We start from the raw sequence: 22,437 nt of genomic DNA, 5'->3' as shown, positions 1-22,437 counted from the left end.
GCCGGTCGGCCTGGGTTCGGAAGAGAGGACAGAAAAGGAATGCACGGCTCCGCCGGGCCTTTCTGGGGGTATGCCGCCCCGTGTTCGAAAGGTACGAATGGAGCGAGTATCTGGCTCACAGCGCCTGCTGGGCGCTGTTCACAGTGGCGGTACCGCGCCGGAGTCACACCGGCTTCCTCAAACTCCATCGAAATGGTCAAAAAGAACTTAGCAGGGGCCGATCCGAAAAGCTCCATCAGCTCGTAAAACCAGGGCTGTCCCCGCGTGCGCGGGGAGCAGTTGCACACGAGCGTCTCCGGTGCCCACCTGGCGGGACTATCCCCGCGTGCGCGGGGAGCAGGCAGGTGCTCCAACGGTGACCGAACCCTGTGCGGGACCATCCCCGCGTGCGCGGGGAGCAGACTCGGTGACCTGCGGATTTAGAGCATCAAGAGGCCAAAATCTGCAAGTTGTTGGAACTTGGACACCGAAGACAAATCACTCAAAAAGCCCACCCTCCAGCAACCATCCACCCCAACCTACTGCTCTCCCGCCAGGAAAAAGAAGGCACCGAAGAACACCATCCCTCAACCCTGGCGCGTACGCGGGGCTACCGGGATCAGCGTGAAACCTGGCGAGTGAACGCGAAGGGCGCCCGTGCCGGGGCACGGGCGCCGTTCGGGGCAAACACCGCGCGGCCTGGAATCTTGGGCCAGTGGGCGGCCACGCGGTGGGTTCGGTGAGGAGGGTCGGCCCGCGGGAGGAGTTAGGTCACCTGCGAAAACTCCCCCGCGGCCCGTTGCCCATACTCACCCTCGGCGGGTGGTGGGGACGCACGCCACGCCGTCCGCATCGCCCCACATGACAACCCTTGGCACAGGCTTACCGATCCTTGCCGGAAACGGATGGTTTCCGGTCGGGTGTGACCGACTAACTGGTTCAGCTGTCGAAGCCCATGCCCGCTGCGTCCAGGCCGCGCAGCCAGAGGTTGCGGCGACCGCCGTTGCGGTCGGCGGCGGCAGTCGCCCTCAGGGTGAGTTCGATGCCCAGGGAGCGGACCGGCTCCGGCGGGAACGGCAGAGGCTTCTCCTTGACCATGCGGAGCCGGGTGCGTTCGGTGTCCAGGCCGTCGAGCTTGTCCAGCATGACCTGGGCGCCGAAGCGGGTCGCTCCCACGCCGAGGCCGGTGTATCCGGCGGCGTAGGCCAGGCGGCCGCCGTAAGCATCACCGAAGAACACCGAGAAGCGGCTGCACGTGTCGATGACCCCGCCCCAGGTGTGGCCGAAGCGGATGCCGCGCAGCTGCGGGAAGGTCTCCAGGAAGTGCTCGGCCAGCTTCTGGAAGGTCTCCGGCCGCTGGTCGTACTCGGGCCGCACCTTGCCGCCGTAGTGGTGCACGATGTCGTAGCCGCCCCACAGGATGCGGTTGTCCGCGGTGAGCCGGTAGTAGTGGAAGAAGTTGGCCGAATCAGAGACGCCCTGGCGCCCCTCCCAGCCGATGGCGGCCATCTGTTCGTCGGTGAGCGGCTCGGTCATCAGCGCGTAGTCGTAGACCGGGGCCAGGTAGTGCTTGAGCCGTCGCAGCGGACCGGGGAAGGCGCCGCCGCCCCAGGCGACCTTGGGGGTGTGCAGGGCTCCCCCGCGGGTCTCCAGGCGTAGGCCCGCGGGAACGGAGCGGATGTCGCGCACCGGGCTGTTCTCGAAGATCCGCACGCCCAGCCGCTCACAGACCGCGCGCAGGCCCCAGGCCAGCTTGGCCGGGTGGAGCATGGCGACGCCGTCGGACTCGTGGTAACCGGCCACGTAGGTGGGCGAGTCGATCTGCTGGCGCACCTCCTCGGCGTTCCAGGCCTGAACCCTCTCGCCCTTGGCCTGCCCTTCCGCGGCCGCCTTCTCGAACCATTCGGCCTGCCAGGGTTCGGTGGCCACCAGGGTCTCGCCGGTGCGCTCGAGCTCGCAGTCGATGCCGTACTTGCGCACGGTCTCCTCGATGGCGTCGAGGTTGGCCATGCCCTGGCGTTCGAGTTCGGCGATCTCCTCGGGCCAGCGCTCGGCCCCGTTCTCGTAGCCGTGGGTGAGGCTGGCCGCGCAGAAGCCGCCGTTACGCCCCGAGGCCGCCCAGCCGGTGGTGCGGGCCTCCACCAGGACCACGTTCCGGTCGGGGTCGCGTTCCTTGGCGATCAGTGCCGTCCACAGCCCGCTGAACCCGGCCCCGACGACGACCAGGTCGGCGTGCACGTCACCGACCAGCGCGGGAGCGGGTTCGGGTACGTCGTGTCCGGGGACGTCCGGGTCCAGCCAGAAGACCTGCGGTCGTGCTCCTTCCAGTGCCCGTGCCGCCTCGGCGCGCGTGGTGTCGGCCATGGCTCTCACTCGTTTCTCGTCGATGAACCGGCCGCCGGGGTTCGGCGGCCGGTGCTTCGGTGCTTCCCTCATGGGAGTCGGAAACCCCCGCCGGAGTTCACCTGCGGCGGTGGGCCATCACGATGTTGACCACCGCCATGATCAGTCCGACCCCGAACAGCAGTGTGCCCATGACGTTGACCTGCGGCGGAATACCGACGCGCGTGGATCCCCACACCCAGAGCGGGAACGTGGTGACCTCGCCGCTGACGAAGGTCGTGATGATGTAGTCGTCGATGGACAGGGCGAAGGCCAGCAGCCCGCCCGCCATGATCGCGGGGAACAGCATCGGCAGGGTGACCAGCCGGAACGTGGTGAACGAACCAGCGCCCAGGTCACGGGCGGCCTCCTCCAGCGCCGGGTCCAGGGTGATCACCCGCGCCCGCACGGTGATGGCCACGAAGGACACGCAGAACATCACGTGCGCGACCACGGTGGTCCAGTAGCCGGTGGTCACGTTCATCATCAGGAACGTGGACAGCAGCGCCGCGCCCAGGACCACCTCGGGGGCGCTGATGGCGGAGAACATCACCAGGTTGGTGAGCTGCTTGCCGCGGAACGAGAACCGGCCCAGCGCCAGCCCGAGCAGGCTGCCGATCGCGCCCGCGATCACCATGGTCAGCAGGGCGATGCTCACGGAGTTGAACATCGCCTCGTTGAGCGTGGGGTGCGCGAAGGCGTTCGCGTACCACTTGAGGGTGAAGCCCTGCCAGGTGATGTTGTGCTTGCCCGCCGGGTCGTTGAAGCTGAACGCCACCATGAACAGGATGGGCGTGAACAACCAGGCCAGGACCAGCCAGGTGTAGTAGCGGCCCCAGTCGATCCGGCGGCGGGGCCGGGGAGAACGCCCGCTCCCGCCGACACGGGCCGGAGGGGGCGGGGGCGCGGAGGGAGCCGCCGTGTCCAGATGAACACTCATCAGGTGTGCACCTCCATGACCCGTTCCGTGCCCAGGGCCCGCGCGTAGCTGAAGATGCCCACCAGCAGCAGCCCCATGAGGACGAAGGTGATCGACGCGGCGATCGGGTAGTTGTTGTTGACCAGGTACTGGCTCTGGATGATGTTGCCGATCATCGTGTTGTGGGCGCCGCCCAGCACCGAGGCGTTGACGTAGTCGGCGCTGGTGGGGATGAAGGTCATCAGCACGCCGGCGAACACCCCGGGCAGGGAGACGGGCAGGACCACCCGGACGAACGCCTGGAACCGGCCCGCGTAGAGGTCGTGCGCGGCCTCCACCAGGCGGGAGTCCATACGTTCGAGGACCGCGTAGATCGGCAGCACCATGAACGGCAGGAAGTTGTAGGCCAGGCCCAGGATCACCGCCGGGGCGGAGTTGAGCAGTTGGAGGTCGGCCGGGACGAGCCCGATCGACTTCAGCGGCCCCAGGACGACGCCGTTGTCGGCCAGCAGGAACCGCCAGGAAATGGTCCGCAGCACGAACGACACGAAGAACGGCAGCAGGATCAGCAGCAGGTAGGTGGACTTGTGCGGTCCGGCCTTGAACGCGATCCAGTACGCCATGGGATAGCCCACGACGATGCAGACCAGCGTGGCGCAGGCGCCGTAGAACAGGGAGCGCAGGATCTGCTCCCAGTAGGTGCTGACGGCGGTGACGTAGTTGCCCACCTCGAAGGTCTGCTGGAAGCCGCTGACCACGTTGCCCGTGGTCAGAGACAGCGACAGCATCCCGCCGATGGGGACCACGAAGAACAGCGCCAGCCAGATCCACGCCGGGAGGACCAGGACGTAGGGCGTCGCCTTGCGGTTTCTCATGGGATCAGCTCGGGATCGGCTCGGGGGTCGGCTCGGACGGATCAGCTCTGCGTGATCGCCTGGAAGATCGAGGAGAACTCGTCCTGCTGGTCGGTCTCCAGCGCCACGTAGTTGTGCAGGTTCTGGTAGTCGCCGTCCGACGGGAAGACCAGGGGGCTCTCCACCATCTCCGCGAGGGCTTCACCGCGCTCGGTGCCGTCCTCGGCCTCGGCCCACTCGGCCATGACCTCCTGGGCGTGCGGGACCGGCGGGATGTAGCTGATGTACTCGGTCAGCCCGGTGGCGATCTCGGGCTCGTAGAGGAAGTCCATGAGCTTGAGGGCGTCGACCGGGGCCTTCGAGGTGAAGGGGATCAGCAGGTTGTCCGTCCAGAGGGTGGCGCCCTCCTCGGGGATGACGAACCTGAGGTTGGTGCCCTCTTCGGCGTTCTGCTGGTAGATGTCACCGGACCAGGCCATGGTGATCCACAGGTCGCCGTTGGTGAGCGGTTGGATGAAGTCCTGGTCGTAGTAGGCGCGCACCACACCGGAGTCGCGTTGCTCCTTGAGCTTCTCGGCGGCGGCCTCCCAGTCCTCCTTGGTGGAGTCGGCCGGGTTGACGCCGTTGAACAGCAGACCGAAGTTGGCGATCTCCTGCGGGTCGGCGAACATGCCGACCTTGCCCTCGAACTCGGGGTCCCACAGGTCGGCGATGCTGGTGATCTCCCGGTCGATGTAGTCCGGGTTGTAGGCGATGCCGGTGACGCCCGAGGTGTAGGGGACGCTGTAGCGGTTGCCGGGGTCGTAGGCGCTGTTCTTGTAGATCTCGCCCGCGTAGTCGGCGAAGTTGGGCAGCTGGGTGTGGTCCAGCGGGACCAGGTAGCCGAGCTCGACCAGCTTGCTGAACTCGAAGCCGTTGGGAAGGGTGATCAGGTCGTAGCCGATGTCGTCCCCGTTGGCGAGCTTGGGCTGGATCTGGCCGAAGAACGACGCCGCCTCCTGGACGTCCTCGCGGTAGGCCACGTCGACCCCGGTGGCCTCGGTGAACTGCTCGATCTGGGTGCGGTCCGGATCCATGTACAGCGGCCAGTTGGCCCAGCGCAGCGAGCCCGTCTCCTCCTTGTCCGCCCAGTAGTCGGCGTCGTCCGCGGTGTCGCGCTGCTGGCCGCCGACACCGCAGGCGGACAGGGCGAGCGCAGCGGCGGCGGCGCCACCGGCCTGGAGGGTGCGGCGACGGGTCAGGCCGGGCAGCGCGGGGCCGCCGGTGCGCCGGGCCCGGGTGAGTCCGCGCAGGAGAGCGGGGTTCAGCTGAGCGCGGGAGGGGTGCTTCATGGTCGTCGTTCCCTACTTCGGATCTGGAAGTCTGCCGGTAGCCGGGGCGGATGGGTGGGCGTTGAGGTCGGGGCCGGGAGGGCCAAGGAGCGGTGGCCGGGCGCGGGACGGGCTCAGACGGGCAGCGCGTACGAGTGCCGCGGAGCCCACGAGAGCCAGACGGCGTCACCGCGCCCGGCGACCAGGGCGGAGTCCGAGGAGTTCTGCTGGTACACGGTCACCTCGGACCCGTTGGCCAGGGAAACCTGGTAGTGCGTGGCCGAGCCCAGGTAGACGGTCTCGGTGACGGTGCCGGGCAGGATGCTGAGGTCGCCCTCGGGCCGTTCGGTACCGATCCGCACCTTCTCCGGGCGGATGGTCAGGTGGGTGTCGGACCCGGCCGAGATCCCCTTGGGGAGTTCGGCGACCAGGGCTGTCAGCCCTTCGCCCAGGTCGACCCGGTGGTGCCCGGCGGCGTCGGCGGAACCGACGGTGCCGCTGAGCAGGTTGCTGGTGCCGATGAAGTCGGCGACGAAGCGGGTGGCCGGGCGCTCGTAGATCTCGGCGGGCGCGCCCAGCTGCTCCACCAGGCCGTTGTTCATCACCGCGACCCGGTCCGACATGGTCAGGGCCTCGCCCTGGTCGTGGGTGACGTAGACGAAGGTGATGCCGACCTCGCGCTGGATGCGCTTGAGCTCGACCTGCATGGACTGGCGGAGTTTGAGGTCCAGGGCGCCGAGGGGTTCGTCGAGCAGGAGGGCGCCGGGCTCGTTGACCAGGGCGCGGGCCAGGGCGACCCGCTGCTGCTGGCCGCCGGAGAGCTGGGCCGGGCGGTGCTTGGCGCGGTGGCCCAGTTCGACGAGTTCGAGCATCTCGCCGACCCGGCGGCGGATCTCCTTCTTCGGGACCCGTTTGCGCTCCAGGCCGAAGGCGACGTTGGCGGCGACGGTCATGTGCGGGAAGAGCGCGTAGCTCTGGAAGACCATGTTGACGTCGCGGTGGTTGGCCGGGACCCCGGTGACGTCCCGGCCGGACAGGCGCACGACCCCCTCGGTGGGCTCCTCGAACCCGGCGATCATCCGCATGGTGGTGGTCTTGCCGCAGCCGGAGGGGCCCAGCAGCGAGAAGAACTCGCCGCGGGCGATCTCCAGGTCGACGCCGCCGACCGCCCGCACGGTCTCCGAACCGGAGCGGTAGGCCTTGACGACGCGCTCCAGGCTGATCGCCGGTTCGTGGCCCTGCGGGGAGGACGCGGCCGCGGGGGCCGAGGAGTGCTGAACCGTCACGGCGGGCTCCTCCGTACTGCTGTCTGCGGTGGTGACCATGGGGGGTGTTCCTGTCGGTTCTGGTGGGAGCCCCGGTGCGGAGCGACGGTGCGGGGTCAGTCGCCGAAGTAGCTCATGACGTGTTTGACCCGGGTGTACTCCTCGAAGGAGTACGTCGACAGGTCCTTGCCGTAGCCGGAGTGCTTGAATCCGCCGTGCGGCATCTCGGCCGTGACGGGGATGTGGGTGTTGATCCACACACAGCCGAAGTCCAGGCGGCGCGAGACCCGCAGGGCGCGGGCGTGGTCCTTGGTCCACACACTGGAGGCCAGGCCGTACTCGACCGCGTTGGCCCAGGCCACGGCGGTGTCCTCGTCGGTGAAGCGCTGGACGGTCAGGACCGGGCCGAAGATCTCGTCGGTGACCAGTTCGTCGCCCTGGCGCAGCCCGGAGACGACCGTGGGCGCGTAGAAGTAGCCCTGGTCGCCGACCCGCGCGCCGCCGGTGAGGATTTCGGCGTGGTCGGGGGTGCGCTCCAGGAAGCCGGTGACGCGGGCCAGCTGGTTGGCGTTGTTGACCGGGCCGTAGGCGGCGTCGGGGTTGTCCGGTCCGGCGGTGACGGTGCCGCGGGCCTGTTCGGCCAGGGCGGCGGCGAGGTCGTCGTGGATGCCGGGGGCGGCGAGGATGCGGGTGGCGGCGGTGCAGTCCTGGCCCGCGTTGAAGTACCCGGCCTCGGCGATCCCGGCGGCGGCCTTCTCGACGTCGGCGTCGTCGAAGACGATCACGGGCGCCTTGCCGCCGAGTTCGAGGTGCAGGCGTTTGAGGTCGCGGGATCCGGCCTGGGCGACCTCGAACCCGGCCCGGGTGGAGCCGGTGAGGGAGATCAGGGCGGGGATCGGGTGGTCGACGAGGGCGCGGCCGGTGTCGCGGTCGCCGCAGACGACGTTGAACACGCCGGGCGGGAGGAACTCGGCGGCGATCTCGGCGAGCAGGAGCGTGGAGACCGGGGTGGTGTCCGAGGGCTTGAGGACGATGGTGTTCCCGGCGGCCAGGGCGGGGCCGATCTTCCAGGCGGCCATGGCCATCGGGTAGTTCCACGGGGTGATCTGGCCGACCACGCCGAGGGGTTCGCGGCGGATCCAGGAGGTGTGGTCGCGCAGGTACTCCCCGGCGGCGCGACCCTCCAGGTTCCGGGTGGCCCCGGCGAAGAAGCGCAGGGCGTCCAGGACCTGGCCGATCTCCTCGGACCGGGTGAGGCCGACCGGCTTCCCGCAGTTGCGAACCTCGGCGGCGACCAGTTCGTCGGCGCGAGCCTCGACGGCGTCGGCGAACCTGTTCAGCGCGATCTGCCGTTCGGCCGGGGTCCAGTCGCGCCAACCGTCCTCGAAGGCCCTGCGGGCGGCCTGGAAGGCGGCGTCGACGTCCTGGGCGTCGGAGACCGGAGCGGTGGCGAAGACCTGCCCGGTGGCGGGGTCGATCAGTTCGCTCCGGCGGCCCTGCGCGGTGTCGGCGTACTCGCCGTTCACGAAGTTGCGCAGGTGTTCGGTTTCGGGCCCTTGGGTCACGGCCGGCTCCCCTTGAGTCGGCGCGCCAGGAGCGCGCACGGCTGTCTGTGTGTGTGGTCACACTGCCACCCCTTTCCGAAGACTTCAAGGGATTCCGTTGTGAAGTTTGGGTTACTCGACGGATACTTGACAGAAGCTATGCAGATGCGACTATTTCTATTGAGTGGGGCGCGTAGGGTACGTGGCGACCGTCCCCGGTCCCACGCCTGCCTCCCGCACCGCCCAGAGAACTCGGAGAGTCGAAGTGGAACCGCGTCTGAACTCGGAAGACCTGCAACGGGCCGCCAAGGACCACCTGTGGATGCACTTCACGGAAATGGCCGCCTACAACGACGCCGAGGTCCCGGTGATCGCCCGCGGCGAGGGCGAATACGTCTACGATGACCACGGAAACCGCTATTTGGACGGTTTGTCTGGTTTGTTCGTCTCCCAGGTGGGCCACGGGCGCGCCGAGATCGCCGACGCCATCGCCGAACAAGCCCGCGAACTGGCCTACTTCCCGATCTGGACGTACGCCCACCCGCGCGCCGTGGAGCTCGCCGACCGACTGGCCGACCTGGCGCCGGGCGACCTGAACCGGGTGTTCTTCACCGGCAGCGGTTCCGAGGCGGTGGAGTCGGCGTGGAAGCTGGCCCGCCAGTACTTCAAGGCGGTCGGCGAACCCACCCGGCACAAGGTGATCAGCCGCAACATCGCCTACCACGGGACCAGCATGGGCGCGCTGTCCATCACCGGCCTCCAGGCCATCAAGAGCCCCTTCGAACCGCTGGTGCCCAGCACCATCCAGGTGCCCAACACCAACCACTACCGGGCGCCCGTGCACGGCGACGACGTCGAGGCCTTCGGCCGCTGGGCCGCGGACCAGATCGAGGAGGCCATCCTCCAGAACGACCCCGCGACCATCGCGGCCGTGTACGTCGAGCCGGTGCAGAACTCCGGCGGCTGCTTCCCACCGCCGCCCGGCTACCTCCAGCGCGTCCGCGAGATCTGCGACCGCCACGGCGTCCTGATGGTCTCGGACGAGGTCATCTGCGCCTTCGGGCGGCTCGGCGAGTACTTCGGGGCGACCAAGTACGGCTACCTGCCGGACATGATCACCTTCGCCAAGGGCGCCACCAGCGGTTACGTGCCGCTGGGCGGGGTGATCGCGCGCGAGGGGCTCATGGAGCCGTTCCAGCGGGAGGGCGAGGCGTTCCTGCACGGCATCACCTTCGCCGGGCACCCCGTGGCGGCCGCCGCGGCGCTGGCCAACCTCGACCTGTTCGAGAGCGAGGGCCTGCTGGACAACGTGCGCACCAACGGCCCCGTCTTCCGGGCGACCCTGGAGAAGCTGCTCGACCTGCCGATCGTCGGCGACGTGCGCGGCGACGGCTTCTTCTACGGCATCGAGCTGGTCCGCGACAAGGAGACCAAGGAGAGCTTCTCCGCCGAGGAGTCGAAGACCCTCCTCAAGGGCTTCATCTCCTCGGCCCTGTTCGAGGCGGGGCTGATCTGCCGCGCCGACGACCGCGGCGAGCCGGTGATCCAGCTGTCACCGCCACTGACCTGCGGTCCCGAGCACTTCGACGAGATCGAGCGGATCCTGCGCAAGGTCCTCACCGAGGCCTGGGCCAAGCTCTAGCCTCAAGCGAAGGCCTCTGGGCCGGGGACGACCGGGAACCTGGTCGGACGCCGGGCGGGCCCGTCACCGCGAACCGAGGGGTTCGGGGCGGCGGGCCCGCTCGGCGTTCACGGGGTTCAGGGGTTCGGGGCCCGCCGGATCAGGTGATGTACTCGGCCCGGACCGCGTAGATGGCGGCCTCGGTGCGCGAGTGGACCTGGAGCTTCTCCAGGATGTTGCGGACGTGGTTCTTCACGGTGTTCTCGGTGATGAACAGGCGTTCGCCGATCTCCCGGTTGTTCAGGGACCGCGCCAGCAGCTTGAGCACCTCGGTCTCCCGGGGGGTCAGCTCGGGGATGGCGGGGGCGGCCTTCGGGGTCTTCTCCTGTTTGGCCAGTTCCGCGAACTCACCGATGAGCTTGATCGCCATCGCCGGGTTGATGAAGGACTGCCCCTCGGCGATCGCGCGGACCGCACGGGCGATGTCGGTGACGGCGATCTCCTTGAGCAGGTAACCGGTGGCACCCGCCTTGAGCGCCTCGAACAGGTCGGCCTCGTCCTCGCTCATCGTCAACATGACGAACTTGACCTCGGGCACCGCAGCGCGGATGCGGGGGCAGGCCTCGATACCGGTGGAGTTCGGCATCATCACGTCCATCAGCACCACGTCGGGCCGCAGCTCGGTGGCCAGCACCACCGCCTCGTCACCGTCCCCGGCCTCGTCGACCACGTCGATGTCGTCCTCGTCGTTGAGGACCGAGACCAGTCCGCGCCGAAACAGCGCGTGGTCGTCCACCACGAGAACACGAATGGGCCGGGTCGGGGCAACCGGTTCCTCGGTCGCGTAGGTCAGTTGAGCGGGTGACGGGGGGTGGGGACTCACCAGAACTCCTCTTATGTACAACCGGAATGCCGGGTGTCCAGTTCCCTACGCTGACTACAGGACCGAAAAGGCGAAGAAAACGGGAGATCGCCGACCAATCCTCCTACAGCGAGGCTGTCCCCACTCTCCCATAAGTGGTCAGAGAATGGTATGTGCATGGAATTTTCCCCTCCACGGAGCGTGACGGCCGGGGCGGCCGTCACGCTCCGCCCCGCACAGAAGCCAAACGGGTGTTCGAATGATCGGGAACCCCACGGGGGAAGCCGTTTGAGAGTGACCCGAGGGCAAGCTGGCAAACACCCCGTGAAGTGCTCCTTTTCCCTTTAACCTCAAGGGCAGGCACGACACGAAAGGTTTCCCGTGTACTGCGACTACTGCGGAAGCTGGAACGGCGGCGTCAACCAGAAGTGCCGGAACTGCCAGCGCACACTCAACCTGCGCTGGGCGGTTTCCGCTGGCAGGAAGCGCACCTGACGCCGAATACCGGCTACCGGATACCGGGCAATCAGCCCGGGGAGAGAGCGAAAGCGACCACGTGGGGGACCTGGAAGACCAGCAGGACGCACAGGGCGGGGACGACCGGCAGGGTGGTCTCCTCCCCGGCCTCGCGGTCGGTGGCCGCTCCCGGACCGACCTGTGCGCGGAAGTCCTCGATCCGCCGGACCACGCGCCGGTGGTGCCGGTAGCGGATGAGCTCCCCGCCCAGCGACGCACCGTAGTGGAAGTGGCCGACGCTCTGCCCGTCGTCGAGCCCGATCACCAGTTGGCCCCGGCCCTGAGCGTCCAGGGTCCGCACCCGGGCCCAGGGCACGAACACGGTCGACAGAACGCTCCGCAGCTCGATGCCCTCCTCAAGGAGCCGAAGCCGCGGATGGAAACCGAGCAGGTAGCCGAAGACACCGGCGGCACCCGCGACGAGGAGGACGATCCAGGCGCCCTCGGACGGCGTGGCGGCGTCCAGCAGGACCGCTGAGCCGATCAGGGCGATACCGACCGCCATCAGCAGGAGCAGCCCTCCCATGACCGCGAAGCCGCGGCTGCGCAGCGTGAGGGGACGACGTGACAGGGGCGGGGAGGAAGACTGGGCTTCGTGCACGGGGGATGCCGATCCGTCGGGGGCTGCCAGAACGGGGACATTCAATCAGAGGCGCCCGGAGCACCGGTGCCACGAGCACCGGTCGGTGTCAGGCGCTCTCCCGCGCGCGCTCCAGAGCTGCCAGGGCGGTGACCGCGCCCAGTTCCCAGCAGGACTCCCGAGCCTCGGCTCCGGGGCGGCCCGTGACGGTGACCGGGGGCCGGTGCCGGTTCCAGCCCATCCCCTTGGCGATCGCCTCCACCGAGCGCACCGCGCCCGAGGTGTCGTTGTCGCCGTGTACGTACAGCGTGTACGGCAGCCCCTGGGCACTGGTCTGGGCGGGGTAGTACACCGTGTCGAAGAAGTGCTTCAGGGCGCCGGACATGTAGCCGATGTTGGCCGGTGTGCCGAGTACCACCGCGTCGGCCGCCAGAAGATCCGCGGCGGTGGCGGAGAGCGCCGCTTCCGTGCGGACCTGGACGCCTTCGATATCGTCGGTACGAGCACCGTCCGACACCGCGTCCAGCAGTTCCTGCGTGGCGGGCGAGACCGTGTGGTGAACGATGAGAAGTCGTGCCATGCCACCACAGTAGAAGGAACCGATGAACCAGCCGCCGCCGAACGGGCCCGGGCCCTATCAGAGGCCGCCGTACGGCATGCCGCCGACCGGTGGCCGGCCTCCGACGGGGCCTGTGCCGCCGGGTGGTCCGTACGTCGGCCATCCCCCTCCCCCGACGGCCAGGAGAACCTCCGCCTGGGTGTGGATCAGCCTGGGCTGTGGCGGGCTCTTCATGGTCGGCGTCCTCCTGGTCGGGGTGCTCCTCTTCGTCGTCGCCGACAACGACGACGACAGCTCCGGGTCCGGTTCCACTTCCGACAGCGAGCCCGGTGGCGGGACCAGCAGCGGGCTCGGCAACGAGGAGCGTTCGAACCCGGACATGCCGGGGCTGGACGAGCGGGTCGAGCACGCGGGCATGCTCTTCACCATCGTGGAAGTGGAGACCGGCGTCACCTCGGTCGAGTACCACTCCCCCAGGTACGAGTACGTCGTCATGCACGTCGAGGTGGAACCGGCCGGGAGCCAGGCCGTCGAGTTCTGGCGCGACGAACAGCACCTGTACACCTACTCCGGCCGCCAGATCCCCGAGGACTACAACGCCACCCGGGACCACGAGGACGGCGTCCCCCTGGGCGTGGAGATCTCCCCGGGCGAGCCCCAGGTGGTGACCATCGTCTTCGACGTGCGGGACCCCTCGGAGATCTCCCACATGGGTCTGAGCGCCGAGTTCCTGGGCGGCAACGAGGTCTACGTGGACGTCACCGGCTGACCTGCGAACCTCCGACGGCGGTCGGTGCGTCCCACCGGTGTTCCCGCATCCCCCGAGGAAGGACGACATGCAGCCTCCGCACGGCCAGTATCCCCCGCATCCGCACGGCGGTCAGTACCCGAGCCCCCGCCCCGGGCCGCCCCACGCGGCCCCGCCCAGGCCTCCCGGGCCTCCCCACGGCACTCCGCCGGGACCGCCGCACCAGCACCCGGGCCCGCCCCACCCCGGATCGCACCACCGGGGCCCGGCCCCCCAGAAGAAGCGGACCGGGCTGATCCTCGGGCTCGCCGCGGGCGGGCTCGTCCTCGCGATCATCGCGGCGTTCCTCGTCGTCCGCGTCGTCGGCTCCGGCCCCGACGCACAGGTCGGTGAGCGGCTCGAGGTCGGCGACCTCATGTTCGAGATCAGCGAGCTCACCTTCAAGGGCGATCCCAGGGCCGAGGGGATGATCGCCGACCGGGCACTGCTCGACTCCAACATCGAGACCCACGACTACGTGATCGTCACCGCCGAGGTGGAGAACCCCACGGACGAGTTCCGCTACTGGCGCGGGGGTATCGAGCTGCGCTCCTCGGACGGCCGGGTGATCGCGCGCGACACGGACTCCAACCTCATCGTGGAGGACGACAAGGTGCCCTGGACGCTCGTGGACTCCAACAACGAGGAGACGGAGCTGAACCGGCTGGAGCTCGACCCGGGTGAGAGCGGTGTCGTGCGCAGTATCTACAGGCTCTCTCCAGCGGACGAACTCGACACCGTAAGCCTGCTGGTGCACGACGCCGACGACAACCTCACCAGCGCCGTCATCGACGTCTCCGACTCCTGACCGACCCGCGCCCCGGCGCTTCCCCTCCCCGACCGGTTCCGAAGGGTATCCCGTGCACAACCAGCCCCCGCAGAACCCGCACCAACCGCCCGCCCCCCCACGGCGGTCAGTACCCAGGGGCCCGGCCCGGGCCGCCCCACGGCATGCCTCCGGGGCCTCCCCCGCAGCACTGGCCGCCGCAACCCCCGGGACCGACCCACCCCGGAGCGCACCACCAGGGCCCGGCCCCCAAGAAGAAGCGGACCGGGCTGATCCTCGGGCTCGGCCTCGGCTGCCTGGGAATCATCGGCCTGGTCGCCGCCGTCCTGGTCGCCTTCTTCGTCTTCGACGTCGGGCGCGACTCCGGGCCGGTGGCGGGGATCGGTGAGACCTTCGAGATCGACGGGCGCCACATCACCGTCCTCGGCGTGCGGGACGGGATCGAGCACGTCAGCACCGAGTACGTCACCTACGAGCCCAAGCGCAGTGAGTACGTCGCCGTGGACGTCCATATGGCCTACCAGGGCGAGGAGGACGAGGTGCGCTGGTCCACGGACTTCGCCGCCGTCTACTACGCCGAAGGATCGCACCTGGCCAACGCCGACCACCTGGCATCCGAGGCGGCCAACTCCCAGGACCGGCTCGAACCGCCGTTCCTGATGTCCCCCGGCGACGAGGGGACCATGACGCTGATCTTCGACGTGCACAACTCCGAGCAGGTGAACCTGCTGTCCTTCCGGACCCGCAACGTCAGCTCGTACACGCGGCTGGTGGATCTCAACGGCCCCGTCCACAACTGACGCCTCCGCACAGCCCCCCTGATCCCCGAGGGCCGGCGGACAGCCGTCCGGCGGCCCTCCGTCATGTGTGCTGGGACACGAAATCTGGCCCCCGAGGGCGCTGAAACCTGTTGTTTCCGCCAAATCCATATCGCCCTACAAAGGACATTGTCCTCAGGAGTCACGAATGCGAATGTGGGTAACCCATTCGTATCGGCACCGTAGGGATGTCGGACATTGACCCGCCATTCTTCTCTTACCTAGGGTGCGACCTCTACAGCGCGCCAACCCGCTCGCACACGGTGGCCCAGGCCGGGTGACAAGCCCGCCCGCACCGGTGCGAACAGGCCATACGCGGATGCACCAAGCGTTCTTTGCCGCCCCTGAACCGGGCGGCGCTCAAAGAGGAGCGAGGGAACCATGCCGCACACCGTCCGGGCCGCACTCGTACAGACCGAGTGGACCGGGGACTCCGAATCCATGATGGCCGCCCACGAGAAGTACGCGCGGGACGCCGCCGCGCAGGGCGCTCGGGTCATCGGATTCCAGGAAGTCTTCAACGCCCCCTATTTCTGTCAGGTGCAGGAAACCGAGCACTACCGCTGGGCCGAGGCCGTCCCCGACGGCCCCACCGTCACCCGCTTCCAGGCCCTGGCCCGAGAGCTGAACATGGTGATGGTGCTGCCGGTCTTCGAGATCGACAAGCCCGGCTTCCACTACAACACCGCCGCCGTGATCGACGCCGACGGCAGCTACCTCGGCAAGTACCGCAAGCACCACATCCCGCAGGTCAAGGGCTTCTGGGAGAAGTTCTACTTCCGCCCCGGCAACCTCGGCTGGCCGGTGTTCGACACCGCGGTCGGCCGGATCGGCGTCTACATCTGCTACGACCGGCACTTCCCCGAGGGCTGGCGCGCGCTCGGCCTGGCAGGGGCCCAACTGGTCTACAACCCGTCCGCCACCCACCGCGGCCTGTCCGCCTACCTGTGGAAGCTGGAGCAGCCCGCCTCCGCGGTGGCCAACGCCTACTACATCGCGGCGATCAACCGGGTCGGCACCGAGGAGTACGGCGACAACGACTTCTACGGCACCAGCTACTTCGTGGACCCGCGCGGCCAGTTCGTCGGCGACGTCGCCTCCGACACCGAGGCCGAGCTGGTCGTACGCGACCTGGACTTCGACCTGATCGACGAGGTCCGCCAGCAGTGGGCGTTCTACCGGGACCGCAGGCCGGACGCCTACGGCCCGCTGGTGGAGGGGTAAGGCCATGACCCGAACCCTCATCAGCGGCGGGCTGGTCGTCACCGCGGCCGAGGAGCTGGAGGCCGAGGTCCTCGTCGAGGACGGCAGGGTCGCCGCCCTCGCCCTGCGCGGCAGCGAACCGGCCCGGACCTGGGCGGACAGCGGCGCCGAGACCATCGACGCCACCGGCCACTACGTCATCCCGGGCGGGGTGGACGGCCACACCCACATGGAGATGCCGTTCGGCGGCACCTACTCCGCGGACACCTTCGAGACCGGCACCCGGGCCGCGGCCTGGGGCGGTACCACCACCATCGTCGACTTCGCCATCCAGCGGCCCGGCGAGTCCGTGCGCTCCGGGGTGGACGCGTGGATGGCCAAGGCCGACGGCAACTGCGCGATCGACTACGCCTTCCATGCCATCCTGTCCGACGTCAACGAGTCCTCCCTCAAGGAGATGGACGTGCTCGTGGACGAGGGCATCACCTCGTTCAAGCTGTTCATGGCCTACCCGGGCGTGTTCTACAGCGACGACGGCCAGATCCTGCGGGCCATGCAGCGCGGCGCCGCCAACGGCGCGCTCACCATGATGCACGCCGAGAACGGCATCGCGATCGACGTCCTGGTCGAGCAGGCCCTGGCCGAGGGCAGGACGGACCCGCGCTACCACGGCGAGGTCCGCAAGGCCCTGCTGGAGTCCGAGGCCACCCACCGCGCCATCCAGCTCGCCCGGGTCGCGGGCGCTCCGCTGTACGTGGTGCACGTGTCCGCGACCGAGGCGGTGGAGGAGCTGGCCCGGGCGCGGGACAAGGGCCTCAACGTGTTCGGCGAGACCTGTCCGCAGTACCTGTTCCTGTCCACGGACAACCTCGCTGAGCCGGACTTCGAGGGCGCCAAGTACGTGTGCTCCACACCGCTGCGCCCCAAGGAGCACCAGGCGCACCTGTGGAAGGCGCTGCGCACCAACGACCTGTCCGTGGTCTCCACCGACCACTGCCCGTTCTGCTTCGTGGGCCAGAAGGACATGGGCGCGGGAGACTTCTCGAAGATCCCCAACGGCATGCCGGGCGTGGAGAACCGGATGGACCTGCTGCACCAGGCCGTGGTGGAGGGGCACATCAGCCGCAGGCGGTGGATCGAACTGGCCTGCGCCACCCCGGCGCGCATGTTCGGGATGTACCCGAAGAAGGGCACCGTGGCCCCGGGCGCCGACGCCGACCTGGTGATCTACGACCCGAACGCGGAGCAGACCATCTCCGCCGACACGCACCACATGAACGTGGACTACTCCGCCTACGAGGGCAAACGGGTGACGGGCCGGGCCCGCACCGTGCTCTCACGCGGCCGCGTGATCGTGGACCGCGGTTCCTACCTGGGCAGCGCCGGTGACGGCCGGTACGTGCCCAGGTCCACCTGCCAGTACCTGGTCTGAGGAGAGCGCACATGGACTTCGGACTCGTCCTCCAGACGGACCCGCCCGCCGACCTGCTGGTGGAGCGGATGGTGCGCGCCGAGCGGGAGGGGTTCACCCACGGGTGGACCTTCGACTCGGTGGTGCTGTGGCAGGAGCCGTTCGTCATCTACAGCCGCGTCCTGGACCGCACCGAGAGCCTGTGCGTCGGTCCCATGGTGACCAACCCGGGCACCCGCACGTGGGAGGTGACGGCGTCGCTGTTCGCCACCCTGAACGACATGTACGGGAACCGGACGGTCTGCGGGATCGGCCGCGGGGACTCGGCGATGCGGGTCGCGGGCCGCAAGCCCGCCACCCTGGCCCGGCTGTCCAGGGCGATGACCGCGATCAAGAACCTGGCGGAGGGCCGCGAGGCGGACGTGGACGGTGCGAGCATGCACATCCCGTGGGTGCGCGACGGCTCCCTTCCGGTGTGGATGGGCGCCTACGGGCCCAGGGCGCTGGACCTGGTCGGCCGCCAGGCGGACGGCTTCATCCTCCAGCTAGCCGACCCGTACCTGACCGAGTGGATGGTCCGGGCGGTGCGGGCGGCCGCGGCGGACGCCGGACGCGACCCCGACGAGGTGAAGGTGTGCGTGGCGGCCCCCGCCTACGTCACCGACGGCACCGAGGCCGGTCTGGCGCACGGCCGGGAGCAGTGCCGCTGGTTCGGCGGGATGGTGGGCAACCACGTCGCCGACCTCGTGGCCCGGTACGGCGAGCACTCGGACATGGTTCCGCAGGAGCTCACGGACTACGTCAAGGCCCGCCAGGGCTACGACTACAGCCACCACGGCCGGGTCGACAACCCGGACACCGACTTCGTGCCCGACGCCATCGTGGACCGGTTCTGCCTGATCGGAACGGCCGAACAGCACGTGGAGAAGTTGGCGAGGCTGCGCGCGGCTGGGGTGGACCAGTTCGCGGTCTACGCGATGCACGACGATGTCGACGGGGTGATCGGCGCCTACGGCCGTGACGTCATCCCGGCGGTGTCGGGGGCGAACCCGACCTAAGTCGGTCCACCCCGTCACCAGCGTCACCAGCGTCGAAGCGGAGTCCGCGCGGCCGGTCCCGGCCCCGATCGGGACCGACCGCGCGGCCCGTACCGCGTGGAGTCCGCGCACCTCGGATGACGTGCGAAGATATTCGATGGCCTGAAGCCGTTCCGGACTTTTCGGGTTTCGCCACAAGTCTCACCTTCAGGTTTCGCCGCGCGGGCCCGGTGCCGCGCCCGCGCACGCCCCTCCCCGTCAGCACCACCGAAACAGGTGTCCCTTGCCCACAGTGCCGTCCGAACCCGAGCCGTCCAGACCCGAGCCGCCCGCATCCGTACCCGCGTCGACTTCGCAGGTCGTCCACCCCGACGGCCGGGTGTCGATGCCCGAGGGCACCACACTGCCCGAGAGCCCGTTCGTCAACGACGACCTCCAGCCCGTGCCCATGTCCAAGCGGACCTGGGGCACCGGCAGCTTCTCCGCCCTGTGGGTGAGCATGTCGGTCAGCATCCCCGCGTGGACGCTGGCCAGCGGCCTGATCGCGGCCGGGCTGGACTGGCGCCAGGCCATGCTCGCGGTCGTTCTGGGAAACCTCATCGTGCTGGTGCCGATGGTGCTGACCGGCCACGCGGGCGCCAAGTACGGCATCCCGTTCCCGGTGTTCGCGCGGTCGTCCTTCGGCCTGCGCGGCGCCAACCTGCCCGCCCTGCTGCGCGGCGCGGTCGCCTGCGGGTGGTTCGGCATCCAGACGTGGATCGGCGGCCAGGGCGTGTATATCCTGGTCGGCCGTCTGTTCGGGGAGGGGTGGATCAACGCCGGGCAGGTCGGCGGGAACCCGTGGACGCTGTGGCTGTCCTTCGCCCTGTTCTGGCTGATCCAGGTGGCGATCATCCTGTGGGGCATGGAGGGTGTGCGCAAGGTCCAGGTGTGGGCCGCTCCGCTGATGCTCATCGGCGGTATCGCCCTGCTGGTGTGGATGGCGGTGGAGGCGGGCGGCTTCGGCCCCATGCTCGCCTCCGACCAGCCCCTGGACTGGGGCCCGGCCTTCTGGGCGCTGTTCTTCCCGTCCCTGATGGGCGTGATCGGCTACTGGGCGACGCTGACCCTCAACATCAGCGACTTCACCCGCTTCGCCGGCACCCAGCGGGCGCAGGTGCTGGGCCAGTCCCTGGGCCTGCCCACGACCATGACGCTGTTCTCCCTGATCGCGGTGATGGTGACCGCGGGTACCGCGGCGGTCTACGAGGAGCCGATCTGGAACCCGATCTACGTGGTGAACGAGATGGAGTCCGGCATCGGTCTGCTGTTCGCGATCTTCGTGGTGCTGCTGGCGACGGTGTCCACCAACGTGGCGGCCAACCTGGTCGGTCCCGCCTACGACCTGGCCAACCTCAAGCCGAAGTGGATCAGCTTCCGCACCGGCGCGCTCATCACCTCCTTCCTCGGGGTCATGATCTTCCCGTGGAAGCTCCTGGAGGACGAGAACACCTACATCTTCGTGTGGCTGGGCACCGTCGGCGGCATCCTCGGCGCCGTGGCGGGCATCCTGCTGGCCGACTACTGGCTGCTGCGCCGCACCCGGATCAACCTGCCCGCCCTGTTCAGCCGGGAGGGCGAGTACTGGTACTCGGGCGGCTGGAACTGGCGCGCCCTGGTCGCCTTCGGTACCGGCGCGGCGCTGTCCGTGGCCGGTCCGCTGGCCTCCTACGGCTGGGTCATCGGCCTGGTCGCCGCGTTCACCGTGCACTGGGCGCTGGGCCGGTTCCTGCCGGACCGCCGGATGCGGGCGATCGAGAGAGATGCGGCTGAGCGGGAAGCCGTCGGCCGGGAGGGCGAGCCCACCGTCTGACCGGATCCGCGCTCCGTCGGGGCGCCGCGCGACGGAGTCGGTCGCGCGGCGCCCTTCGTCTACCGGTCTCCGACCGGGATCAGCTCCGGTCCGCCGACCCGAGCAGCGCTGCCCGAGTTCCGCCCGAGGCCAGGACACCGAGGACCAGGGCGGGCAGCAGGAAGGACACCACGTCCATCCAGTTGCCCCAGGCGCCGTTGAGCAGCCAACCGGAGACCACCACGTGGAAACCGGCCACGGCGACCAGCGTCCAGTAGAGAGCACGCGGCTCCCCCGGACGGGTGGTGGTGCCCAGCCGGACGAGACGGACCCCCAGACTGGCGTAGGCCGCGGTGAACAGCACCCACCAACCGATGATTTCCCGCAACAGCGCCAACTGGACCTCCTTCATCTCGCTCGAGATCCGCAGGGAGCTGGTGGTGTGGACGTCGTTGTAGGCGACGAGCGCGGCGACAGTGGTGATCAGGCCGATGATCACCACCGCCCAGACCAGATACGTGAGCGGCGCGGCGGAGGGCTCGGGCCGACCGGCCCCGGGGGCGGTGACGGGCCTGCCCGCGAAACCGGAGGGGGTGGGGGAATCGGACATGCGGTTTTCCTTGCTGATGGGGGTGTGCGGAGCAACGGGTGGCACCGGGACCGGGAAGAGCCACGATCCGTGCTTCCACTGACACCCCCAAGACGCCGATGCACCCGGCCCGGTTGCCCCCGGGAGTCCGAAACCGCACCGGTGACCACATGCGGCCGCTCGGCCGCACCAGCGCACGTGCGCCACACGTGAATCACAGGTCGCACGCCCGCGCCGCCGGCGAGACACGCACCACAAAACTGGCACCAAGTTTGCACAACTTGCTTGACCTCAGAGCCAGGGAGAGCAGCTAAAACGCGCAAAAACCCCAAAGACAAAGATGATCAGCGCAGCCCTCACGCTCCGATCACCCTTGCAACTTTTGCAAAGTTTGGCTAACTTGCTCTTACTTGCCTGCTCGCCTGTGAACGGAGATCCGTGCTCATCCCCTGTGACGTCCCCTCCTGCGCCAACCCGATCGCTGACGACGCCCACGTGTGCGCCGGCTGCGCCAACGAGTTGCGCCTGGCCCTGCTCAAGGTCGGTGACGAGGACGGCCTGGCCGTCGACCTGGACCTGACGCTGGCCCGACAGCACCGCACCGGACCGGGAAACCTGGGGCGCCGCTCAACCGAGACCCCGCTGGCCTATGACCCCCGGGCGTCCGAGGCGGCCTCGGTCCTGCGCAACACGCTCTCCACCTGGTGCCGACTCCTGCACGAGGAGATCGGCGGCAAACTCCCCCAGGACGATCTCGCGCCCATGGCCCGGTGGCTGGCCCGCTTCGTCGAGTGGCTGCGCCGCTCCGACATCGGCGCGGAGTGCGTCGACGAGATCGTCTCCGCGGTGGCCCAGGCGGAGCGTTCCGTGGACCTGCCCACGGAACGCGTCCTGGCCGGTGTGTGCGAGGGCTGCGGCACACCCTGCTACGCCCGCGCCGGGGCCGACCGCACCCGCTGCCGTGACTGCGGGACCGAGATCACGGTCGCCGAAGGCCGTGAACGCCTGCTGCGCGCCGCCGGGGACCGGCTCGTCACCGCCGCCGAGGGCGCCCGCTCCCTGCGCGTGCTCGGTCACGACGTGAGCGCCGCGGCCGTACGCGGTTACGCCCGCCGGGGCAGGATCACCGTGAAGCAGCGCGGGTCGGCCAACCGGCCGCTGTACTCGCTGGGCGACGTCCTGAACGCCTACCTGGACTCCCCGGCCGCCTGAGCGCCGTCATGCCCAGAAGGCGCGGACGACAGCCATCCCCGGAGCGCCGCGACGGCCTCCGCGCCGAGCAGCAGTTCGGCGTCGGCCAGAACCAGGGGTGCCGGAACACCCTCACGCACCAGGACCACCGTCTCGGAGGTGCTCGACAAGGTGGCCACGACCCCCGGAAGCTCCTCCGGAGTACAGGCACGGAAAACCACCCGTGCCTCATCAGTGACACCCTGACCCACGGCCATCAGGACCCGTCCCCCGTTCTTCATTCGCTTGACCAAATGCTCATAGATGACCATCGGGCAGAGACAATCCGCAAGGGACAAGCCCACAACCATCGGCGAACCGTTCAGTTTTCCGCCCGAATCACCACTCGGTCC

20 protein-coding genes and 1 riboswitch are annotated in these 22,437 nt (G+C 69.0%); of the genes, 9 read left to right on the top strand and 11 right to left on the bottom strand.

Going from position 1 to position 22,437, the window contains the following annotated elements; translation table 11 throughout:
• Window positions 1-84: 84 nt before the first annotated feature.
• A riboswitch (cobalamin riboswitch) is annotated at window positions 85-202 on the bottom strand.
• A 716-nt stretch (window positions 203-918) separates the two neighbouring features.
• From NE857_RS05780 to NE857_RS05755, 6 genes are all read right to left on the bottom strand, one after another.
• Window positions 919-2,343 carry an NAD(P)/FAD-dependent oxidoreductase gene (locus tag NE857_RS05780; protein ID WP_254421876.1) on the bottom strand — a complete coding sequence of 475 codons (1,425 nt, stop codon included), beginning with the start codon at window positions 2,341-2,343 and terminating at the stop codon, window positions 919-921.
• Between the two features lie 97 nt (window positions 2,344-2,440).
• Window positions 2,441-3,301 carry an ABC transporter permease gene (locus tag NE857_RS05775; RefSeq protein ID WP_254420094.1) on the bottom strand — a complete coding sequence of 287 codons (861 nt, stop codon included), beginning with the start codon at window positions 3,299-3,301 and terminating at the stop codon, window positions 2,441-2,443.
• Window positions 3,301-4,155 carry an ABC transporter permease gene (locus NE857_RS05770; RefSeq protein WP_254420093.1) on the bottom strand — a complete coding sequence of 285 codons (855 nt, stop codon included), beginning with the start codon at window positions 4,153-4,155 and terminating at the stop codon, window positions 3,301-3,303. Before NE857_RS05770 ends, NE857_RS05775 begins: the two co-directional genes overlap by 1 nt.
• A 41-nt stretch (window positions 4,156-4,196) precedes the next feature.
• Window positions 4,197-5,465 carry an ABC transporter substrate-binding protein gene (locus NE857_RS05765; RefSeq protein ID WP_254420092.1) on the bottom strand — a complete coding sequence of 423 codons (1,269 nt, stop codon included), beginning with the start codon at window positions 5,463-5,465 and terminating at the stop codon, window positions 4,197-4,199.
• A gap of 113 nt (window positions 5,466-5,578) precedes the next feature.
• Window positions 5,579-6,769: an ABC transporter ATP-binding protein gene (locus tag NE857_RS05760; protein WP_254420091.1), complete on the bottom strand. Its 1,191-nt coding sequence runs from the start codon at window positions 6,767-6,769 to the stop codon at window positions 5,579-5,581.
• A 56-nt stretch (window positions 6,770-6,825) separates the two neighbouring features.
• Window positions 6,826-8,274, bottom strand: coding sequence for a gamma-aminobutyraldehyde dehydrogenase (locus NE857_RS05755; RefSeq protein ID WP_254420090.1), 1,449 nt, complete (start codon window positions 8,272-8,274; stop codon window positions 6,826-6,828).
• Window positions 8,275-8,518: 244 nt separating this feature from the next.
• Here NE857_RS05755 and NE857_RS05750 point away from each other — a divergent pair, with 244 nt between their 5' ends.
• On the top strand, window positions 8,519-9,895 hold the full coding sequence (locus NE857_RS05750) for an aspartate aminotransferase family protein (RefSeq protein ID WP_254420089.1): 1,377 nt from the start codon (window positions 8,519-8,521) through the stop codon (window positions 9,893-9,895).
• 139 nt (window positions 9,896-10,034) lie between these two features.
• Here NE857_RS05750 and NE857_RS05745 read toward each other — a convergent pair whose 3' ends face one another.
• From NE857_RS05745 to NE857_RS05735, 3 genes are all read right to left on the bottom strand, one after another.
• On the bottom strand, window positions 10,035-10,757 hold the full coding sequence (locus tag NE857_RS05745) for a response regulator (protein WP_254420088.1): 723 nt from the start codon (window positions 10,755-10,757) through the stop codon (window positions 10,035-10,037).
• Between the two features lie 505 nt (window positions 10,758-11,262).
• A complete protein-coding gene (locus NE857_RS05740; protein ID WP_254420087.1) occupies window positions 11,263-11,853 on the bottom strand; it encodes a PH domain-containing protein in 591 nt (196 codons plus the stop codon).
• A gap of 88 nt (window positions 11,854-11,941) precedes the next feature.
• Complete coding sequence (locus NE857_RS05735; RefSeq protein WP_254420086.1) at window positions 11,942-12,412, bottom strand: NAD(P)H-dependent oxidoreductase; 471 nt, start codon at window positions 12,410-12,412, stop codon at window positions 11,942-11,944.
• Between the two features lie 178 nt (window positions 12,413-12,590).
• On the opposite strand from NE857_RS05735, the gene NE857_RS05730 reads away from it, so the two are divergent.
• From NE857_RS05730 to NE857_RS05700, 7 genes are all read left to right on the top strand, one after another.
• Entirely contained in the window at window positions 12,591-13,160 is a 570-nt protein-coding gene (locus NE857_RS05730) for a hypothetical protein (protein ID WP_254420085.1), read from the top strand.
• A gap of 67 nt (window positions 13,161-13,227) precedes the next feature.
• Window positions 13,228-13,986, top strand: coding sequence for a hypothetical protein (locus tag NE857_RS05725; RefSeq protein WP_254420084.1), 759 nt, complete (start codon window positions 13,228-13,230; stop codon window positions 13,984-13,986).
• A gap of 143 nt (window positions 13,987-14,129) precedes the next feature.
• A complete protein-coding gene (locus tag NE857_RS05720; RefSeq protein WP_254422182.1) occupies window positions 14,130-14,765 on the top strand; it encodes a hypothetical protein in 636 nt (211 codons plus the stop codon).
• A gap of 399 nt (window positions 14,766-15,164) precedes the next feature.
• Window positions 15,165-16,007 (top strand): nitrilase-related carbon-nitrogen hydrolase, encoded by an 843-nt coding sequence (locus NE857_RS05715; RefSeq protein WP_254420083.1) that lies wholly within the window; start codon window positions 15,165-15,167, stop codon window positions 16,005-16,007.
• Window positions 16,008-16,011: 4 nt separating this feature from the next.
• Window positions 16,012-17,418 carry a dihydropyrimidinase gene (gene hydA / locus NE857_RS05710; RefSeq protein WP_254420082.1) on the top strand — a complete coding sequence of 469 codons (1,407 nt, stop codon included), beginning with the start codon at window positions 16,012-16,014 and terminating at the stop codon, window positions 17,416-17,418.
• Between the two features lie 11 nt (window positions 17,419-17,429).
• Window positions 17,430-18,455 carry a TIGR03842 family LLM class F420-dependent oxidoreductase gene (locus NE857_RS05705; RefSeq protein ID WP_254420081.1) on the top strand — a complete coding sequence of 342 codons (1,026 nt, stop codon included), beginning with the start codon at window positions 17,430-17,432 and terminating at the stop codon, window positions 18,453-18,455.
• 364 nt (window positions 18,456-18,819) lie between these two features.
• Window positions 18,820-20,286, top strand: coding sequence for an NCS1 family nucleobase:cation symporter-1 (locus NE857_RS05700; RefSeq protein WP_254421875.1), 1,467 nt, complete (start codon window positions 18,820-18,822; stop codon window positions 20,284-20,286).
• A 79-nt stretch (window positions 20,287-20,365) separates the two neighbouring features.
• Here NE857_RS05700 and NE857_RS05695 read toward each other — a convergent pair whose 3' ends face one another.
• Window positions 20,366-20,875 carry a hypothetical protein gene (locus tag NE857_RS05695; protein ID WP_254420080.1) on the bottom strand — a complete coding sequence of 170 codons (510 nt, stop codon included), beginning with the start codon at window positions 20,873-20,875 and terminating at the stop codon, window positions 20,366-20,368.
• 417 nt (window positions 20,876-21,292) lie between these two features.
• Between NE857_RS05695 and NE857_RS05690 the strand changes: the two genes are divergently transcribed.
• Window positions 21,293-22,066, top strand: coding sequence for a hypothetical protein (locus NE857_RS05690; RefSeq protein ID WP_254420079.1), 774 nt, complete (start codon window positions 21,293-21,295; stop codon window positions 22,064-22,066).
• Here NE857_RS05690 and NE857_RS05685 read toward each other — a convergent pair.
• Window positions 22,042-22,224: a hypothetical protein gene (locus NE857_RS05685; protein ID WP_254420078.1), complete on the bottom strand. Its 183-nt coding sequence runs from the start codon at window positions 22,222-22,224 to the stop codon at window positions 22,042-22,044. The two genes, NE857_RS05690 and NE857_RS05685, sit on opposite strands and share 25 nt — an antisense overlap.
• Window positions 22,225-22,437: the final 213 nt, after the last annotated feature.

Source organism: Nocardiopsis exhalans, from assembly GCF_024134545.1.
Classification (GTDB): Bacteria; Actinomycetota; Actinomycetes; order Streptosporangiales; family Streptosporangiaceae; genus Nocardiopsis; species Nocardiopsis exhalans.
Note: the sequence above shows the minus strand (reverse complement) of the source record. Positions and strands in the feature narration are given on the sequence as shown.

Coding starts and splice junctions, on each gene's coding strand:
- NE857_RS05780 (WP_254421876.1), bottom strand. CDS start 2,343: ATGGCCGACACCACGCGCGCCGAGGCGGCACGGGCACTGGAAGGAGCA.
- NE857_RS05775 (WP_254420094.1), bottom strand. CDS start 3,301: ATGAGTGTTCATCTGGACACGGCGGCTCCCTCCGCGCCCCCGCCCCCT.
- NE857_RS05770 (WP_254420093.1), bottom strand. CDS start 4,155: ATGAGAAACCGCAAGGCGACGCCCTACGTCCTGGTCCTCCCGGCGTGG.
- NE857_RS05765 (WP_254420092.1), bottom strand. CDS start 5,465: ATGAAGCACCCCTCCCGCGCTCAGCTGAACCCCGCTCTCCTGCGCGGA.
- NE857_RS05760 (WP_254420091.1), bottom strand. CDS start 6,769: ATGGTCACCACCGCAGACAGCAGTACGGAGGAGCCCGCCGTGACGGTT.
- NE857_RS05735 (WP_254420086.1), bottom strand. CDS start 12,412: ATGGCACGACTTCTCATCGTTCACCACACGGTCTCGCCCGCCACGCAG.
- NE857_RS05725 (WP_254420084.1), top strand. CDS start 13,228: ATGCAGCCTCCGCACGGCCAGTATCCCCCGCATCCGCACGGCGGTCAG.
- NE857_RS05720 (WP_254422182.1), top strand. CDS start 14,130: ATGCCTCCGGGGCCTCCCCCGCAGCACTGGCCGCCGCAACCCCCGGGA.
- NE857_RS05715 (WP_254420083.1), top strand. CDS start 15,165: ATGCCGCACACCGTCCGGGCCGCACTCGTACAGACCGAGTGGACCGGG.
- hydA (WP_254420082.1), top strand. CDS start 16,012: ATGACCCGAACCCTCATCAGCGGCGGGCTGGTCGTCACCGCGGCCGAG.
- NE857_RS05705 (WP_254420081.1), top strand. CDS start 17,430: ATGGACTTCGGACTCGTCCTCCAGACGGACCCGCCCGCCGACCTGCTG.
- NE857_RS05700 (WP_254421875.1), top strand. CDS start 18,820: ATGCCCGAGGGCACCACACTGCCCGAGAGCCCGTTCGTCAACGACGAC.
- NE857_RS05695 (WP_254420080.1), bottom strand. CDS start 20,875: ATGTCCGATTCCCCCACCCCCTCCGGTTTCGCGGGCAGGCCCGTCACC.